Raw genomic sequence first — 15859 nt, 5'->3', positions numbered from 1 at the left:
GAAGGCGCCGCTTGCCTGACCGGAACCGATTGCGGAACGACGTGGGCGGTGACCTCACATGGCGCGGCCTTGCGGCGGCGCTCCGATCAGGGCGCGATCCGCCGCCCGAGCTCGTCGGCTGCCTGCTTCAGCGCGTCCGCCACGAGCCTGTCCGTCACCGAATTGTAGCGGATCGACGGCAGGGCGACGTTCAGCGATGCCAGTGCCTCGCCTTCGCTGGACAGAACAGCCATGGCCATGCCGATGATTCCAGGGGTGAACTCCTCGAAGGAATAGGCGATGCCTCTGCGCCGGACTTCATCGAGCTCGCGGCGCAGGGCCTCGATCGAGATGAGGGTCTTGGGCGTGATCGCCTCGAACGAGACCGTGCCGAAATAGGCCTCGAGTTGGGCCTGCGCCATCTGGGCGAGCAGGATTTTGCCACCTGACGTGGCGTAGAGCGGCGCACGGTCGCCCAGCCGCATGTGCGACACGAGCCGCTGCGGGCCGTTCACGGTCGCGACGACCTCGGCTTCGCCGTCCTTTAGCAGGTTGAGCGCGGACGATTCCCGGGTTCGCGCCGTGATCTCTTCGAGCAGCGGTTGCGCCAGCGCGATGAGATCCTGCCCCCGCGAGGTCTGACGCGCCAGCCGCGCCAGGCCTTCGCCGAGCCGATAATGTCTGTCTGCTGCGGTATAGGTGACGTAGCCGCGTCCCATCGCCGTCTTCAGCAGCTGCGTCAGGCTGCCCTTCGGGATCTCTAGCGTAGCGGCGATCTCCATATGGGGGAGGCCGTCGCTCCGGCGTGCCAGCAGCTCGAACAGATCGAGGATGCGCTCTGCGGATTTTACGGCTGTGGGCGCATCATCAGGCATTGGTGAGTTCCGATATGTAAACTCACCCTTGGCACGGCTGGCGTTGCTGTCAATGCGTCGGGGCCTCGCCATTGGCCTCCTGGCCGCTGCGCCGGCGCAGGAGTTCGCGGGTCGCGTCTCCGGCGCGGCGGGCCCGCATCGCCGGTGGCAGGCCGGCCAGGGCAATGTTCGGCGCTTCCACTCCGATCGGTGTTTCCGGCGGGAAGGCATCGAGGAATGCGCCGAGCCAGAGCTGTCCTTCGCCCGGATAGGCTCGCCCGCCGCGTGCCTCGCTCCTGAGCTGGTCGGGCGGCGGGACCGCGGCGGCGGCGTCGCAGAGATGGATGTAGGAGAAGAGCGCCGGATCATACGTGGCGATGTCGCGAGGATGGCCGCCGGCGCGGCTGAGATGCAGCGCGTCGACCAACAGACCGGCATTGGCCGGGCGCGCCTCCAGCAGCAATTCGTGCGCCGCAGCCAGCGTGCCGATCGTGGCGTAGGGAATGAATTCGAGCATGGTGCACAGGCCACAATCATGAGCGAGCGCGCAGAAGGTGCCGAAGCTGTCGACAAGACGATCATGCTCCGCGTCGAAGCCGACGGTTAGGACATGACGGGCGCCGAGTTCCGCGCCCAGCTCGAGCGCCGGCCGCAGTGCGGCGACATCAGTCTGGGGTTGTAGCCAGACGGCTTCGATGTCGAGAACGCTCAGGCCCGTTGCGGCGAGCGCTCGCCTGATGCGGCGCTGCAGCGGTGCATCCCCCACGATCTCGGTGATCGTGTCGGTGGCCAGTGGCGGGATCACCCGCAGGCCGACGGCATCGAAACCACCTGCCTGTGCCGCCTCGATCAGGCCGACCGGATCCGCGTCGAGCACGGTGAGATGGGCCAGGGAGATCGGGCGCATGGCGGTTTCCTGATGGAGGGTGGGTTTACAATATAAAACAGTTTTTATATGAGAACAACAAGGAGGAAGCATCATGGACGCATCCATCGAGCCGGCCGAACGGCTGGCGATCCGGGAGTTGATCGAGAACTGGGCCGTCTGGCGCGATGCCGCTGACTGGGCGCGCTTCCGGACGGTCTGGCATGATGATGGGCGCATGATGGCGACCTGGTTCCAGGGCAGCGCCGACGCGTTCATCAAGGTGAGCCGCGAGGGTTTCGAGCGCGGCGTGCGGATCCTGCATTTCCTCGGCGGTTCCTCGATCGATCTCGCCGGCACGCGCGCCATCGCGCAGACCAAGATGACGATCAGCCAGAGAGCAGCGGTCGAAGGCGTCGAATGCGACGTCGTCTGCACCGGGCGCTTCTATGATTTCCTCGAGAAGCGGGCCGGCCGCTGGGGTGTGGTCCTGCGCCAGCCGATCTACGAGAAGGATCGGATCGATCCGGTCGATCCGAGTGCGACCCTCGTGCTCGACCGCGAACGGCTGATGGGTTTCCCGATCGGCTATCGTCATCTTGCTTATCTGCAGGTCGGCATCGGCTATCCGGTGAAGCGCGACATGCCCGGCCTGGTCGGGCCGGAGGTCGAGGCACTCTACGCGCGCGGTGCCGGCTGGCTGAAGGGCGGGCCTGCCGACTAGCCTGCTGTACTGCCCGGGCAAGACCCGAGCCTGAGTTAGCGAGCGTGACGATGCAGCCCTTTGTCTACGAAGCTCTCCCCGCGCGTGTCCTTTTTGGGCATGGCACGGTCCTGCGCCTCGGCGAGGAGGTCGAGCGGCTGGGCCTCGAGCGCGTCCTCGTGCTGTCGACGCCGGGCCACCGCGGCATGGCCGAGCGGACCGCTGCAACGCTCGGGACCCGCGCTGCCGGCGTCTTCGCCGAGGCGGTGATGCACACGCCGGTCGAGGTGACCGAACGCGCCATGGCCGAGGTCGCAGCGCTCGCAGTCGACGGTGTCGTCGCCATTGGCGGCGGCTCGACCATCGGACTCGGCAAGGCCATCGCCCTGCGCAGCGACCTGCCGCAGGTCGTCATTCCCATGACCTATGCCGGCTCGGAGATGACCCCCATCCTCGGAGAGACGCGCGATGGGCTTAAGACGACGCAGCGCAACCCGAGGATCCTGCCGAAGACGGTGATCTATGATGTCGATCTGACGCTGTCCTTGCCGCCGCAGCTCTCGGCGACCTCTGGCATCAATGCGATCGCCCACGCGGTCGAGGCGCTCTATGCGGCGGACGGCAATCCCATCGTCTCGCTGATGGCGGAAGAAGGCATCGCGGCACTGGCGCGGGTGCTGCCGGCGATCGCTCGCGATCCCTCCGGGCGCGAGGCGCGCTCGGACGCCCTCTACGGTGCCTGGCTCTGCGGAACCTGCCTCGGGGCGGTCGGCATGGCGCTGCATCACAAGCTCTGTCACGTGCTGGGTGGCACCTTCGACTTGCCGCACGCCGAGACCCACACCGTCATCCTGCCGCATGGGATTGCCTACAATGCGGCGAGCGCTCCGGGCGCGATGAGGCGGATCGCGCGTGCCCTGGGCGCCAACGAGGCAGCGGCAGGTGCTTATGATCTGGCCCGGCGCCTCGGCGCGCCACAGGCGCTTCGCGATCTCGGCATGCCCGAAAGCGGCATCGAGCAGGCGGTCGAGATCGCGACCCGCAACCCATACCCGAATCCGCGCCCTGTCGAACGCGATGCCATTCGCGGGCTGATCGCGCGCGCCTGGGCCGGGGAGCCGCCGCAAGGCTGACCAGCAAGCCGGAAGAGATGGGCGATGAGATCAGGGAGGGTAGCGTGAGGAATTTCGATGAGCGCTCGATCACCGTCGCGGTCCGCGAGCGGGTCGGGCAGGCGACCGATCCGCGCACGCGCCAGATCGGCGATGCGCTGGTGCGCCACCTCCACGATTTCGTGCGCGAGATCGAGCCGACCCAGGAGGAATGGTCGCAGGCGATCGCCTTCCTCACCCGCACGGGCCAGATGTGCGACGCCACAAGGCAGGAGTTCATCCTGCTGTCGGACACGCTCGGCGTCTCCATGCTCGTCGACGCGATCAATCATCGCCTGCCGGGCAGCGCGACGGAAACCACCGTGCTTGGCCCCTTCTATGTGCAGGAGCCGCCGGAAAAGCCGCTAGGCGCCAATATCTCGCCGGGGCTGGACGGTGTTCCGCTGCTCGTCACGGGCTCGGTCAGCGCTGCCGGAGGCTCGCCTCTGCCCGGAGCGACCGTCGACGTCTGGCACTCCGACGGTGACGGCTATTACGACATCCAGCAGCTCGACGACGACCATGGTCTCGCCATGCGGGCAAGGCTCAGGGCGGCCGAGGACGGCGCCTTCCACTTCTGGACGATCATGCCGGCCGCCTATCCGATCCCCGATGACGGCCCGGTCGGCCAGATGCTGGCGGCGCAGGGACGCCATCCCTACCGGCCCGCCCATGTCCATTTCCTGATCGCGGCGCCGGGCTGCGAGGAGCTGGTCACCCATGTCTTCGTCGAGGGCGACGTCTATCTCGATTCCGATGTCGTCTTCGGGGTCAAGGATTCGCTGATCCGCCCCTTCGTCGAGCAGCCGGCCGGCACGGCCCCTGACGGCACCTCGGTCGATCGGCCCTATCGCCATCTTCACTACGACTTCGTGCTGGCGCCTCGGCGGCGCACGGCCTGAGCCGGTTCATTTGCCGGCAAGGCGTCGCCGCGACGCATCCAGGAGAGAGATGTTCATGCCGCTCAGGGGCAAGGCCTTCATGATCGTCTGGCACGATATCAGGGCGGAAGGGGAGCGAGACTACCATCTCTGGCATACGCGCGAGCACATGCCGGAACGGCTCGCCGTGCCGGGCTTCCTGCGCGGCCGCCGCGGCGTCGACTGGAACCGCGACCGGCACCGCTACCTGACGCTCTATGAGGGCGGGACGCTCGCGACCTTCGGCGCGCCGGACTATCTCGCGCGCCTCAACAACCCGACTCCCTGGACGCTCAGGACACAGCCGACCTTCTACAATTTCATCCGCTGCGCCTGCGACATCGCCGCCTCGGCCGGGCGCGGCGTCGGCGGCGCCATGGCGACCTTCCGCGTGCCGTTCGAGGGCGCCGGCGCGGATGCATTCCGGACGCTGGCCCCGGCGCTTGCCGACGAGCTTGTGACGCTGGAGGGCGTCAATGCCGTCCATCTCGGCATTGCGCGGCCGGATGTGACCGGTGCCAGGACCCGCGAGACCGAGCTGCGCGGCATGACCAGGGACGATGTCTTCGACGCCGTCGTCCTGGTCGATGCGGTCGGGCGTCGCGAGCTCGAGGTGCTGATGCCGGAGATCGCAGCGCGGCTCGAGGCGCATCGGCTCGCAATCGATCCGGCGGAAATCGCGATCTACGACATGGCCTTCTGCCTCGAGCCGACCGGCTGACCGAGACCATGACAGAGGACATCGTCACCATGAGCAGGCGCCCTGTCATCGATGGCGCAACCCGCATCCTGGGCATCGTCGGCCATCCGATCGTGCAGGTGCGCGCTCCTGAGGTCTGGACCGGCCTGTTCCACCTGCACGGCCTCAACATGGTGTGTGCGCCGTACCATGTCCTGCCGGCCGATCTTGCGGCCTTCTTCGCCGGAATGCGCCGTATGAGGAACCTGGCGGGCATGATCGTCACCATCCCGCACAAGCCGGCGAGCGTCGACCTCGTCGATGAGCTGACGGAGCGCGCCCGCATCGTCCGCTCGGCCAACTTCATCGCCGTGCAAGCCGATGGCAGCTGGCTCGGCGACATCGTCGACGGCATCGGCTTCCTCGCGAATCTCAAGGCGAATGGTGCCGATCCGGCAGGCAAGCGGGCGCTGCTGGTCGGCACCGGCGGCGTCGGCACCGCGATCGCCTTCGCGCTGGCGGAAGCAGGAGTGGCCGAGCTCGTCCTCTACGACCGCGATACCGCGCGCAGCGAGGGGTTGGCGGAACGGCTCGGTGCGCTCGGCTGGCCGGCGCGGGCCGGCATGCCCGATCCCGACGGGTTTGATCTTGTCGTGAACGCCTCGCCCATCGGCATGCAGGGAGACGACCCGCTCCCGATCGATGCCGGACGCATCAGGCCCGGCAGCGTCGTCGCCGATGTCATCGTGCACGAGACCGAGTTGCTGCGCCGTGCTGCGACCCTCGGCTGCAGGACGATCGGCGGGACCGGGATGATGGATCATCAACTGGCGGCGATGGCTACGCATCTGGGCCTCGGCGAGCACGATTTCAGTGCGGCGGCGGCCAGGCGCGTCGCCTCCGTGGTGCGCGGTTAGCCTTGGCGAAGGAGGGTGCCGATGGGCATCAGACTGGGCGGGACGACCTTTTCCTTCATGTGGAGCGAGCCGGCGCTGGCGACGATGCGGCGGATCGGCCAGCTCGGCTTGAGGGACTTCGATGTCATCCTGGCGCCAGGTCATTTGTGGCCGGATGAACTCGACACGGCGGCGCGCCGCCAGATGCGGCAGGAGCTGACGCGGGGCGGATTGCGGGTCGAGACCACCAATCTTCCAGCGCTCGACTTCAATCTCGGCAGCTGCCTTGCAGAGGTAAGGGCCTACGCTGTCGGCCAGTACATCGAGGCGCTCAGGCTTTCGGCCGAGCTCAGCGGCCGCGGCGTGGTCGTCGTCCCCGGCCGAATCTCCGGCCTGCTGCCGCCGCGTCGCGACGATACGCTCGCCTGGCTCGGCGACAGCATCGAGGCCCTGTTGAAGATCGCCGACGAGATTGGGCAGGACCTGCTGCTGGAAACCCATCCCCAGACCGCGATCGCCTCGGCCGAGTCGATGGCGGCCTTCATCGAGGACTTCGGCCATGCCCGGCTGCTGGTCGCCTATGATGTCGCCAATGCCGAGTTCATCGGCGAGGACCAGGGCGAGGCGATCAGGCGGCTGCGCGCCAGTCTGGGGCAGGTCCATCTCTCCGATGCGACCCGGACCTCCTGGAAGCACGACCGGGCCGGTCTCGGCACGGTCCGCTTCGACCGCGTCAGGCAGGCGCTCGAAGAGATCGAGTTCAGCGGCGTCGCTATCTTCGAGGTGATCTCGGCCGACCCGCTGGCCGATACGAAAGCCACGCTCGCGACCTGGGAGGCGGGGAGCCCGGCGGTTTAGCCGCTGCGCACATAGCGCCAGAGCACCTCCGCGATCTCCGTACGCCGCTGCTTTCTTGCTGCCGGCGAGGTCATGTCCCAGTTGAATTGCGGCTCGAATGTGTGCCGGTTCGCCACCGAGAAGATGCAGAGCGCGTTCAGCGTCATATGCAGCTCGATCGGCTTGATGCCGGGCCGGATCGCGCCCAGGCGCTCGCCCTTGGTCAACACGCGCGCGATCTGGTCGATGACCGGCCGGACCATCTCCTTGAGCTTCTGGCTGCCGTCCATGTGGCGGCCGCGATGGATGTTCTCGATCGTCACCAGCCGCACATATTGCGGATTGTCCTGGTGGAAGTCGAAGGTGAACTCCACCAGCCGGCGGATCGCCGCTTCCGGCTCCAGCATGTCGAGATGCAGGTTCCCCTCGGCGACGCGCATTCTGCCGTAGGCCATTTCGAGCACGGCGGTGAACAGCTCTTCCTTCGTGTTGAAATAGTAGAAGATCAGCCGCTTGGTGATCTTGGCCCGGGCCGCGATCGCGTCCGTATTGGCGCCCAGCAGCCCATTCTCGGCGAACTCCTCGAAGGCGATCTCCAGGATCTCGCGCTTCGTCCGCTCGCGGTCGCGCCGCCTGGCGGGGGCGCGCTCGGCCTTGGTCGCCTCAGACTTGTTGGCATCGCTCATCAGGCAGCTCGGCCTCTCGCTTCCGGCAGTCCTTTTCACCTCAACCCTAGCGCATGGAAAGCCAGTTGACAGCAATTATCCTGTTGGATAATTAGATCGTAACTAACCAGCGGGTTAATTACACGAAGGGGAGGCGCTCATGGTCCTGGCATGCCGTCGGCCGACCTCGGCCCCTGATCTCCGCCTCCGCTGCCCGTCGGCCCCCGACTTGGATCGCGTAGGGGCTCAGCCATGACCGCGCTCGGCCTCGCTCATCTCACCGCGCTGGATCTGGCGCCACGCGCACTGATCACCGAGGCGGCGCGCTGCGGCTTTCGTTCCGTCGGGTTGCGCGTTCACCCTGCGACTGTCGGCGGCGCGGCCTATCCGACGCGGGTCGGCACCTGGAGCCATCGCGAACTCGCCCATGTGCTGCGCTCCGAAGGCATGCGCCTGAACGAGATCGAATTCATCCAGATCACCCCCGGGATCGAGATCGGGGCCTATGAGCCCCTGTTCGAGGCCGGGACCGATCTCGGCGCCGCATCGGTGACCGTCTCGGGCGACGATCCCGACACCGCTCGCCTGACGGCCAATTTCGCTGCGCTATGCGAGCTGGCCGGCCGCTACGGGTTGCGCGTCGACCTTGAGTTCATGCGCTGGCGCGCGGTCGCTACGGTGGGGCAGGCGGAGGCCGTGGTGCGCGGCGCCGGCCGCAGCAATGGCGCCATCCTCGTCGACGCACTCCATCTCAGCCGCTCCGGTGGTCAGCCGGAGGATCTGCGCGCCATTCCAGCGAGCATGCTGCGCGCCGCACAGCTCTGCGACGCTGACGGCGTCATGCCGAAGCTGGACGAGGACATCGTTGCCGAGGCTCGCGAAGGGCGCCTGCCGCCTGGAGAGGGCACCTTGCCCTTGGCCGAATTGCTCGCGGCTTTGCCGGCCGACGCGACCTTGAGCGTCGAGATGCCGTCCCGGGACCGCGACGCGAAGGCCCGGATCGCAACGGCCTATGCCGCGACGCAACGCCTGCTCGACCGCTGCGGCCGAGCGGCCGGGCGCGTTCGCTCTGCCCATCAGTGAAGGATCAGAACCGTATGACGATTTCAATCGGCCTCATCGGCGCGGGCTTGATCGGGCGCAAGCATCTGCGGACGATCGCCGCGCATCCGGACTTCACTTTGGCCGGCATTGCCGACGTCAATGCCCAAGCGGTCGCCGCGGAATATCCTGACGCGCGCGTTTTCGCCGATTACCGGCAGCTTCTCGACCAGGCCCGGCCGAATGCGGTGATCATCGCCTCGCCCAATCAGCTTCACGCCGAGAACGGCATCGAATGCGCGCGGCGCGGCATCCATATCCTGATCGAGAAGCCGGTGACCGATACGCTCGACGCGGCTGCGGCACTGATCGCCGAGGTCGACCGCGCCGGGATCAAGTCGCTGGTCGGCCATCACCGGCGCCATCATCAGCAGGTCAGGACGCTGCGGGCTCTGCTGGGCGAGCGCCGGATCGGTGATCTCGTCGGCGTGTCCGCGATCTGGGCGACCTACAAGCCGGACAGCTACTTCGCGGCCGCCCCCTGGCGGACGCAGGCCGGCGGCGGGCCGATCCTGATCAACCTGATCCACGAGATCGACTTCCTGCGCTTCGTCGCCGGCGAGATCGTCGGCGTCGGTGCCATCGCCTCCAATCGCCAGCGCGGCTTCCCGGTGGAGGATGCAGCGGCGGCGCTGATCGAATTCGAGAGCGGTGCGCTCGGCTCCTTCTTCGCCAGCGACAGCGCCGTGTCGCCCTGGACCACCGAGCAGGGCGTCGGCGAATCCGTCGAGTTCCCGTTCAGCGGTGAGAGCAGCTACCGCTTCATGGGCAGCCGCGGCGCGCTCGAATTCCCGAACCTGGTGCATTGGTCGCAGGCCAATGGCGCGCAGAGCTGGAACCAGCCGATCCAGGCGCAGCGCCTGCAGGGGGTGACGATCGACCCTTATCGCGCCCAGCTCGACCATTTTCGCGACGTAATCCGCGGCGTGACGCCGTCGCTGCAGACCGTGGCCGACGGCGCCCGCACGCTGATCGCCACCCTGGCGGTGACGGAGGCGGCTGCGACCGGCCGCCGTGTCGATCTCCGCGATCGCTACGACGCCATGCTCGGCTCCTCGCAAGGTCGGCTCAAGGCGTCCTGAGCATGAAGAGACATGGCCGGGCCTGACGGAGGGGAGCGAGCGGCCGCCTGAGACGACACGACGAAAACGCCAATCGGGCCCGTGAAGAGGTCCGGGGAGGGGAGATGACGCCGTGAACTACAAATTCGACTTCGGCCCTGTCGTCGAAGGCCTGCCCGACCTGCTGTGGGGCTGCCTCGGCACGCTGGCTCTCGCCTTGGCCGGCATGGCACTGGCGCTGGTCATCGGCATTGGTGGCGTCGCCTTGCGCGATTCCCGCCATCGCAGCCTGCGCTGGCTCGTCATCGGCTTCGTCGAGCTGATCCGCAACACGCCCTTCCTGGTGCAGATCTACTTCATCTATTTCGCCTTGCCGCTCGCTGGCCTGCGCCTCGATCCGACCCCGACGGCCATCATCGCACTTGGCGTCAACGGCGGCGCCTATGCGATCGAGATCATCCAGGGCGGAGTCCAGTCGATCGGCAAGGGCCAGATCGAGGCCGGCCTGGCACTTGGCCTGCACAAGGCCCAGGTCTTCCGATTGATCGTGCTGAAGCCGGCCCTGCGCGCGATCTTCCCGTCGCTGACCAGCCAGTTCGTGCTGCTGACGCTGACGACCAGCATCGCTTCGGCGATCTCGGCCTATGAGCTGACCTCGGTCGCCCAGGTCATCGAGAACAACACCTTCCGCAGCTTCGAGATCTACGGCGTGGTCACTGCGCTCTACCTCCTGATGTCATGGGGGATGATGCAGATGTTCGCTCGGGTCAACGCCCGTTACTTCAGCTATCCGGTGAAGTGAGGTCGGTCATGAACGGAGATGAGTTCCTGTTCCTCCTCAACGGCCTGAAATGGACCATCGCGCTCTCGGCGATCGGCTTCATCCTGGGTTCGGTCTCCGGTCTCGGCGTCGCCCTGGCGAGGACCTCCGGCATCTCCATCCTGGAGCGCTGCACGGCGGGCTATATCGCGCTCTTCCAGGGCACGCCGCTGCTGATGCAGCTCTTCGTGGTCTATTACGGGCTCGCCCTCGCCGGGCTGAAACTCGATGCCTGGGTCGCGGTCGCGATCGGCTTCACCCTGCATGCCAGCGCCTTCCTCGGCGAGATCTGGCGCGGCTCGATTGAGGCGGTGCCGAAGGGCCAGAGCGAGGCCGCCAGGGCGCTGAGCCTCGGCTATGTCTCGCGGATGCGCGACGTGATCCTGCCGCAGGCGATCCGCATCTCGCTGCCGGCGACGATCGGCTTCCTGGTCCAGCTGATCAAGGGCACGTCGCTCGCCGCCATCATCGGCTTCACCGAGCTGGCCCGGGCCGGAACCATCATCTCGAACCAGATCTTCAAGCCCCTGCTCGTCTTCGCGGTCGTGGGCGCCCTCTATTTCGCGATCTGCTGGCCGCTCTCGCTCTACGGGGCGCGGCTGGAGCGCAAGCTGGCCGCGGCTGCGCATTGAGACCGGCGGCACCTCAGGAAACGCCTCGAGAACAGGCAAGCCAACCAAGGAGGAGACCATGACACGCATCGACAAGACCGGGTTCGACCGCCGCCAGCTCCTGGCCGCAGGCGCCGCAGCACTCGCCGCGCCGATGATCATGACGAGGCCTGCGCTGGCGGTGACGCCGGCGGAGATCAAGAGCCGCGGCAAGGTCGTCATCGGCATTCAGGGCGACAATCCACCCTGGGGCTTCGTGAATTCGGCCGGCAAGCAGGAAGGGCTCGATTCCGACATGTCCGAGCTCTTCGCCAAGGAGCTGGATGTCGCGATCGAATATGTGCAGCTCACGGTCGCCAACCGCATTCCGGCGCTGACCTCCGGCCGGGTCGACCTGCTCTTCGCCACCATGGCGATGCTGCCGGAGCGCGCCAAGGTCGTGCAGTTCAGCAAGCCTTATGCAGCCAACATCATCACGCTGGTCGCGCCCAAGACGACCGAGATCAAGACCCATGCCGACATGGGCAAGTACACGATCGGCGTCGCGCGCGGCAGCGTCCAGGACACCGACATCACGCGTACCGCCCCTCCCGGCACGACGATCCGGCGCTATGACGGCGACGCGCCGGCGATCCAGGCGCTGCTCTCCGGCCAGGTCCAGGCCGTCGGCGGCAACATCTTCTACATTCCGCGCCTGAGCGAGGCGAAGCCCGATTTCTACGAGAACAAGCTCGAATTCACCAAGCTCTACAACGGCGCCTGCACCCGGCTGGGCGAGAAGGAGATCAACGCCTTCGTCAACAGCTTCATCGACAAGATCAAGGCGAATGGCGAGCTGGCGCGCATCTATCCCAAGTGGATGAGCAACCCACTGCCGAGCTTCCCCGACAGCGTTCCCGACATCTCCTTCATCGCCGGCTGACGCTCATGCCCGGAGCCCGATCATGATCGCCGCCGCCGCCTCGTCCCCGCCGATGATCGCGATGCGAGGCGTCGGCAAATGGTTCGGGTCCTTTCAGGTCCTGGCCGATATCGACCTGAGCGTCCGCACCGGCGAGAAGATCGTCCTGTGCGGGCCCTCCGGTTCGGGCAAATCGACGCTGATCCGCTGCATCAACCGCCTCGAAGGCTATCAGCGCGGTGAGATCGTCGTCGACGGTGTCCGGTTGGGCGAAGACCGCCGCAGCACCGACGCCGCCCGGCGCGAGGTCGGCATGGTGTTCCAGCACTTCAACCTGTTCCCGCATTTGACCGTGCTGGAGAACTGCATCCTGGCGCCGATGCGCTCGCGCGGCATCGCCCGCGCAGAGGCCGAGGCGACGGCAAGGCGACTGCTCGGCCGCGTCAAGATCCTGGAACAGGCGCAGAAATACCCGACCCAGCTGTCCGGCGGTCAGCAGCAGCGCGTCGCGATCGCCCGGGCGCTGTGCATGGAGCCGAAAGTCATGCTGTTCGACGAGCCGACTTCGGCGCTCGACCCGGAGATGGTCAAGGAAGTCCTCGACACCATGATCGCGCTGGCCGAGGAGGGCATGACGATGATCTGCGTCACACACGAGATGGGCTTCGCCCGTCAGGTGGCGGACCGCGTGATCTTCATGGCGGGCGGCCAGATCGTCGAGGAAGCGGCGCCGGCAGAATTCTTCGCCGCGCCCCAACACGAGCGCACCAGGAAGTTCCTGGGCGAGATCCTGCCGCGGCACTGATCGCAGCGACCTTGTTTCCATGGCGCCAATTTCCGCTCCGCCGGAATCGAGCGACGTCATGGGCTCGCGTTGAATCATAGGGGAAAGCAAATCCTGATCGTATAGGTAGTATGTGAATTCCGAATACTGATTTGATTGGAGTTATCGCGTATTGACAGCTGCTCGTGATCGATCTCAACCTTCCGATATAACGGAATTGGGGAGATTTCGATGGGCAGTCCGGGCACCGTGGGGCGTCCTGCAGCATCGCGCTCCGGCGTGTCCGCCGCATGAACTACCGGTGGAACTGGTCCATCCTCCTGCAGGATCCCTATTGGGATTGGCTCTGGAGCGGCGTGCAGTGGACGCTGGCCATCAGCCTGGCGAGCTGGGTGTTGGCGCTGGCGGTAGGTCTTGCGGTCGGAATCGCGAGAAGCCTGCCGAATCCCGGGGTCCGCTTCCTGGCCGGCATCTACATCGATGTCTTTCGCAACATCCCGCCGCTGGTCCAGCTCTTCCTCTGGTTCTTTGTTCTGCCCGAGATCGTGCCCGAGACGATCGGACTCTGGCTGAAGCGCGATCTGCCCTTTCCTGAGTTCACCACCGCCGTGGTCGCCATCGGCCTCTTCGCCGGCTCGCGCGTCGCCGAGCAGGTCCGGGCCGGGATCGAAGCGGTCGGCGGGCCGCTGCTGTCGGCCGCGCTGGCAACGGGCCTGCGCCCTGCCCAGGCTTTCCGGCTCGTCGTGCTGCCCTTGGGGCTGCGCGCCATCGTCGGCCCGCTGACCTCGGAGTTCCTGATCACGATCAAGCTCTCCTCGCTCAGCCTGACCATCGGCGTGCTCGAACTGACGGCGCAGAGTCGCCATGTCGAGAACTACACCTTCCAGGGCCTCGAGGCCTTCACCTTCGCCACGATCGGCTATCTGGTGATCGGCCTGTGCGTCACCGGGCTGATGCGCTTCATCGATGGCCGGATCGGCGGCGCTGCTCTGCGGAAGGCCGCGACATGAGCCAGTTCGACTGGGGCGTGATCGCCCGTTCCTGGCACTTCCTCGCCGAGGGCATGGCGCTCAGCTTCCTCTTGGTCCTGGTCGCGACCATCGGCGGGCTGATCCTCGGCTTCGGCCTCGCCCTGATGCGGCTCTCCCCGCATCCATTGATCGCGGGGCCGGCGGCGGCCTACGTCACCGTCATGCGCACCCTGCCGCTGGTGCTGGTGCTGTTCTGGTTCTACTTCCTCGTGCCGCTGATGATCGGCCGGCCGGTCGGCTCGCTGATGTCGGCACTGGTCGCCTTCGTGCTGTTCGAGGCCGCCTTCTACTGCGAGATCATCCGCGCCGGCATCGTCAGCGTCCGCAAGGGGCAGAGCGAGGCAGGGTTCGCCACCGGCCTGCGGCGCAGCCAGGTGATGCGCCTGATCATCCTGCCGCAGGCGCTGCGCGCCATGATGCCGCTGATCCTGAACCAGATCGTCATCGTCTTCCAGGACACCTCGCTGGTCTATGTCGTGGCGCTGCACGATTTCCTGACCTCGGCCAGCATCGTCGCCTCCCGCGATGGCCGGCCGACCGAGATGTATACGCTGGTCGCCGTCGTCTACCTGGTGATCTGCCTGACGGCGACCAAGGCCGTCGACCTCTACCGGAAGGGCCGCGCGCCATGATCGTCATCGAGGACGTGCACAAATCCTATGGCAGGCAGCAGATCCTGCGTGGCTGCTCGGCCATCGTCCGCCAGGGCGAGGTGGTCGTCGTCTGCGGCCCCTCCGGATCGGGCAAGAGCACCCTGATCAAGTGCATCAACGGCCTCGTGCCATTCGAGCAAGGCACGGTCACCGTCAACGGCGTCTCGGTTTCCGATCCGAAGACCGACTTGCCGGCGCTGCGCTCGCGCATCGGCATGGTGTTCCAGAGCTTCGATCTCTATCCGCACATGACCGCGCTGGAGAATGTCAGCCTGGCGCAGATCCATGTGCTGAAGCGCTCGCGGGCGGAAGCGGATGCCCGTTCGGAGAAGATTCTGACGCGGGTGGGATTGGCCGACAAGCTGGCGAGCCGCCCGAACCAGCTTTCCGGCGGCCAGCAACAGCGCGTCGGCATCGCGCGCGCCCTCGCCATGGACCCGGCGGCGATGCTGTTCGACGAGCCGACCTCGGCGCTCGACCCCGAGATGATCAACGAGGTGCTGGAGGTGATGCAGGAGCTGGCGATGGAGGGGATGACCATGATGGTCGTCACCCATGAGATGGGTTTCGCCCAGCGCGTCGCCAACCGCGTGCTGTTCATGGATGGCGGCGAGATCCTCGAGGACACGCCCAAGCAACAGTTCTTCACTGCCCCGGCGACGGACCGCGCCAGGCAGTTCCTGACCAAGGTCCTGACGCATTAGGTCCCGGCGATGACCGAGCTCAGCGCCCCCGAGATCGGCCCCATGCTCCAGCGCCAGCGCCGGGCGCGAGGATTGACGCTTCAGCAGCTGGCGGCGCTGTCCGGCGTGTCGAAATCGATGCTGTCCCAGATCGAGCGGGGCGAAGCCAATCCGACCTTCGCCGTGCTCTGGAGTCTGACGCGCGGCCTGCAGATCGATTTCGCGGCGCTTCTGCGTGGCAATGAGGACGCCGGAAGCGGCAGCGCGATCGAGGTCCTGCCCTCGCAGCATACGCCGGCGATCCGCAGCGCCGACGGATGCTGCCAGCTGCGCATCCTCAGCCCGCCGGGCCTCGCCGGCGCGATCGAATGGTACGATGTCGAGATCGCCGGCCATGGCCGCCTCGACAGCGCCGCCCACGCGGCCGGCTCGGTCGAGCATGTCACGGTTCTGTCCGGGCAGCTCGTGATCACCAGCGGTGCATCGCGCTATCCGGTCAAGGTCGGCGAGACGGCTCGCTATCCGGTCGACGTGCCGCATTCCATCGGCAACGAGCAGGACGAGCCGGCCCGCGGCCTGATGGTCCTGCTCTATCGCGAGGCCGGGCCGGACAGGGGAAGCCCATGACCGCCGCTCTTCCCGGCAGATTGGCTCAGTGCCCGGGG

At 66.7% G+C, this 15859-nt stretch carries 19 protein-coding genes; 16 read left to right on the top strand and 3 right to left on the bottom strand.

Going from position 1 to position 15859, the window contains the following annotated elements:
- Positions 1 to 86 precede the first annotated feature (86 nt).
- The gene (locus ACWIGM_RS14280; RefSeq protein ID WP_454026582.1) at positions 87 to 926 is read right to left on the bottom strand and encodes an IclR family transcriptional regulator; all 840 of its coding nucleotides are present in this window, start codon (positions 924 to 926) and stop codon (positions 87 to 89) included.
- Positions 904 to 1740: a sugar phosphate isomerase/epimerase family protein gene (locus ACWIGM_RS14275; protein ID WP_454026581.1), complete on the bottom strand. Its 837-nt coding sequence runs from the start codon at positions 1738 to 1740 to the stop codon at positions 904 to 906. The genes ACWIGM_RS14280 and ACWIGM_RS14275 overlap by 23 nt, the downstream gene beginning before the upstream one ends.
- Positions 1741 to 1813: 73 nt before the next feature.
- Between ACWIGM_RS14275 and ACWIGM_RS14270 the strand changes: the two genes are divergently transcribed.
- From ACWIGM_RS14270 to ACWIGM_RS14245, 6 genes are read left to right on the top strand one after another with little or no spacing between them, the layout of a single operon-like run.
- Positions 1814 to 2422: a nuclear transport factor 2 family protein gene (locus tag ACWIGM_RS14270; protein WP_454026580.1), complete on the top strand. Its 609-nt coding sequence runs from the start codon at positions 1814 to 1816 to the stop codon at positions 2420 to 2422.
- 50 nt (positions 2423 to 2472) lie between these two features.
- The gene (locus ACWIGM_RS14265; protein ID WP_454026579.1) at positions 2473 to 3534 is read left to right on the top strand and encodes a maleylacetate reductase; all 1062 of its coding nucleotides are present in this window, start codon (positions 2473 to 2475) and stop codon (positions 3532 to 3534) included.
- Between the two features lie 44 nt (positions 3535 to 3578).
- On the top strand, positions 3579 to 4454 hold the full coding sequence (locus tag ACWIGM_RS14260) for an intradiol ring-cleavage dioxygenase (RefSeq protein ID WP_454026578.1): 876 nt from the start codon (positions 3579 to 3581) through the stop codon (positions 4452 to 4454).
- Positions 4455 to 4509: 55 nt separating this feature from the next.
- Complete coding sequence (locus ACWIGM_RS14255) at positions 4510 to 5193, top strand: hypothetical protein (RefSeq protein ID WP_454026577.1); 684 nt, start codon at positions 4510 to 4512, stop codon at positions 5191 to 5193.
- A 29-nt stretch (positions 5194 to 5222) separates the two neighbouring features.
- The gene (locus tag ACWIGM_RS14250) at positions 5223 to 6068 is read left to right on the top strand and encodes a shikimate dehydrogenase family protein (RefSeq protein ID WP_454026576.1); all 846 of its coding nucleotides are present in this window, start codon (positions 5223 to 5225) and stop codon (positions 6066 to 6068) included.
- Between the two features lie 21 nt (positions 6069 to 6089).
- Positions 6090 to 6905, top strand: a complete 816-nt coding sequence (locus tag ACWIGM_RS14245; protein WP_454026575.1) for a sugar phosphate isomerase/epimerase family protein — start codon at positions 6090 to 6092, stop codon at positions 6903 to 6905.
- On the opposite strand, the gene ACWIGM_RS14240 is transcribed toward ACWIGM_RS14245, so the two are convergent.
- The gene (locus tag ACWIGM_RS14240) at positions 6902 to 7570 is read right to left on the bottom strand and encodes a TetR/AcrR family transcriptional regulator (protein ID WP_454026574.1); all 669 of its coding nucleotides are present in this window, start codon (positions 7568 to 7570) and stop codon (positions 6902 to 6904) included. The two genes, ACWIGM_RS14245 and ACWIGM_RS14240, sit on opposite strands and share 4 nt — an antisense overlap.
- A 231-nt stretch (positions 7571 to 7801) precedes the next feature.
- On the opposite strand from ACWIGM_RS14240, the gene ACWIGM_RS14235 reads away from it, so the two are divergent.
- From ACWIGM_RS14235 to ACWIGM_RS14190, 10 genes are all read left to right on the top strand, one after another.
- Positions 7802 to 8632 carry a sugar phosphate isomerase/epimerase family protein gene (locus tag ACWIGM_RS14235; RefSeq protein ID WP_454026573.1) on the top strand — a complete coding sequence of 277 codons (831 nt, stop codon included), beginning with the start codon at positions 7802 to 7804 and terminating at the stop codon, positions 8630 to 8632.
- A 14-nt stretch (positions 8633 to 8646) separates the two neighbouring features.
- A complete protein-coding gene (locus tag ACWIGM_RS14230) occupies positions 8647 to 9732 on the top strand; it encodes a Gfo/Idh/MocA family protein (protein ID WP_454026572.1) in 1086 nt (361 codons plus the stop codon).
- Between the two features lie 112 nt (positions 9733 to 9844).
- On the top strand, positions 9845 to 10513 hold the full coding sequence (locus tag ACWIGM_RS14225; protein ID WP_454026571.1) for an amino acid ABC transporter permease: 669 nt from the start codon (positions 9845 to 9847) through the stop codon (positions 10511 to 10513).
- An 8-nt stretch (positions 10514 to 10521) separates the two neighbouring features.
- Positions 10522 to 11163: an amino acid ABC transporter permease gene (locus tag ACWIGM_RS14220; RefSeq protein ID WP_454026570.1), complete on the top strand. Its 642-nt coding sequence runs from the start codon at positions 10522 to 10524 to the stop codon at positions 11161 to 11163.
- Between the two features lie 67 nt (positions 11164 to 11230).
- Positions 11231 to 12064 (top strand): transporter substrate-binding domain-containing protein, encoded by an 834-nt coding sequence (locus tag ACWIGM_RS14215; RefSeq protein WP_454026999.1) that lies wholly within the window; start codon positions 11231 to 11233, stop codon positions 12062 to 12064.
- A gap of 52 nt (positions 12065 to 12116) precedes the next feature.
- Positions 12117 to 12848: an amino acid ABC transporter ATP-binding protein gene (locus ACWIGM_RS14210; RefSeq protein WP_454026998.1), complete on the top strand. Its 732-nt coding sequence runs from the start codon at positions 12117 to 12119 to the stop codon at positions 12846 to 12848.
- Positions 12849 to 13117: 269 nt separating this feature from the next.
- Positions 13118 to 13837 carry an amino acid ABC transporter permease gene (locus ACWIGM_RS14205; RefSeq protein ID WP_454026569.1) on the top strand — a complete coding sequence of 240 codons (720 nt, stop codon included), beginning with the start codon at positions 13118 to 13120 and terminating at the stop codon, positions 13835 to 13837.
- Positions 13834 to 14490: an amino acid ABC transporter permease gene (locus ACWIGM_RS14200; RefSeq protein ID WP_454026568.1), complete on the top strand. Its 657-nt coding sequence runs from the start codon at positions 13834 to 13836 to the stop codon at positions 14488 to 14490. The genes ACWIGM_RS14205 and ACWIGM_RS14200 overlap by 4 nt, the downstream gene beginning before the upstream one ends.
- Positions 14487 to 15215 carry an amino acid ABC transporter ATP-binding protein gene (locus tag ACWIGM_RS14195; RefSeq protein ID WP_454026567.1) on the top strand — a complete coding sequence of 243 codons (729 nt, stop codon included), beginning with the start codon at positions 14487 to 14489 and terminating at the stop codon, positions 15213 to 15215. The genes ACWIGM_RS14200 and ACWIGM_RS14195 overlap by 4 nt, the downstream gene beginning before the upstream one ends.
- 9 nt (positions 15216 to 15224) lie before the next feature.
- Positions 15225 to 15821, top strand: a complete 597-nt coding sequence (locus tag ACWIGM_RS14190; protein ID WP_454026566.1) for a helix-turn-helix domain-containing protein — start codon at positions 15225 to 15227, stop codon at positions 15819 to 15821.
- Positions 15822 to 15859 lie beyond the last annotated feature (38 nt).

The organism is Allobosea sp. NPDC055332 (assembly GCF_053645455.1).
The sequence above is the reverse complement of the archived record's forward strand: the minus strand, read 5'-3'. Positions and strand labels throughout refer to the sequence as shown.

What these genes read in the sequence shown, in the direction of transcription:
- ACWIGM_RS14280 (WP_454026582.1), bottom strand. Translation starts at nt 926, where the DNA reads ATGGCGAGGCCCCGACGCATTGACAGCAACGCCAGCCGTGCCAAGGGT.
- ACWIGM_RS14275 (WP_454026581.1), bottom strand. Translation starts at nt 1,740, where the DNA reads ATGCGCCCGATCTCCCTGGCCCATCTCACCGTGCTCGACGCGGATCCG.
- ACWIGM_RS14270 (WP_454026580.1), top strand. Translation starts at nt 1,814, where the DNA reads ATGGACGCATCCATCGAGCCGGCCGAACGGCTGGCGATCCGGGAGTTG.
- ACWIGM_RS14265 (WP_454026579.1), top strand. Translation starts at nt 2,473, where the DNA reads ATGCAGCCCTTTGTCTACGAAGCTCTCCCCGCGCGTGTCCTTTTTGGG.
- ACWIGM_RS14255 (WP_454026577.1), top strand. Translation starts at nt 4,510, where the DNA reads ATGCCGCTCAGGGGCAAGGCCTTCATGATCGTCTGGCACGATATCAGG.
- ACWIGM_RS14250 (WP_454026576.1), top strand. Translation starts at nt 5,223, where the DNA reads ATGAGCAGGCGCCCTGTCATCGATGGCGCAACCCGCATCCTGGGCATC.
- ACWIGM_RS14245 (WP_454026575.1), top strand. Translation starts at nt 6,090, where the DNA reads ATGGGCATCAGACTGGGCGGGACGACCTTTTCCTTCATGTGGAGCGAG.
- ACWIGM_RS14240 (WP_454026574.1), bottom strand. Translation starts at nt 7,570, where the DNA reads ATGAGCGATGCCAACAAGTCTGAGGCGACCAAGGCCGAGCGCGCCCCC.
- ACWIGM_RS14235 (WP_454026573.1), top strand. Translation starts at nt 7,802, where the DNA reads ATGACCGCGCTCGGCCTCGCTCATCTCACCGCGCTGGATCTGGCGCCA.
- ACWIGM_RS14230 (WP_454026572.1), top strand. Translation starts at nt 8,647, where the DNA reads ATGACGATTTCAATCGGCCTCATCGGCGCGGGCTTGATCGGGCGCAAG.
- ACWIGM_RS14220 (WP_454026570.1), top strand. Translation starts at nt 10,522, where the DNA reads ATGAACGGAGATGAGTTCCTGTTCCTCCTCAACGGCCTGAAATGGACC.
- ACWIGM_RS14210 (WP_454026998.1), top strand. Translation starts at nt 12,117, where the DNA reads ATGATCGCGATGCGAGGCGTCGGCAAATGGTTCGGGTCCTTTCAGGTC.
- ACWIGM_RS14205 (WP_454026569.1), top strand. Translation starts at nt 13,118, where the DNA reads ATGAACTACCGGTGGAACTGGTCCATCCTCCTGCAGGATCCCTATTGG.
- ACWIGM_RS14200 (WP_454026568.1), top strand. Translation starts at nt 13,834, where the DNA reads ATGAGCCAGTTCGACTGGGGCGTGATCGCCCGTTCCTGGCACTTCCTC.
- ACWIGM_RS14195 (WP_454026567.1), top strand. Translation starts at nt 14,487, where the DNA reads ATGATCGTCATCGAGGACGTGCACAAATCCTATGGCAGGCAGCAGATC.
- ACWIGM_RS14190 (WP_454026566.1), top strand. Translation starts at nt 15,225, where the DNA reads ATGACCGAGCTCAGCGCCCCCGAGATCGGCCCCATGCTCCAGCGCCAG.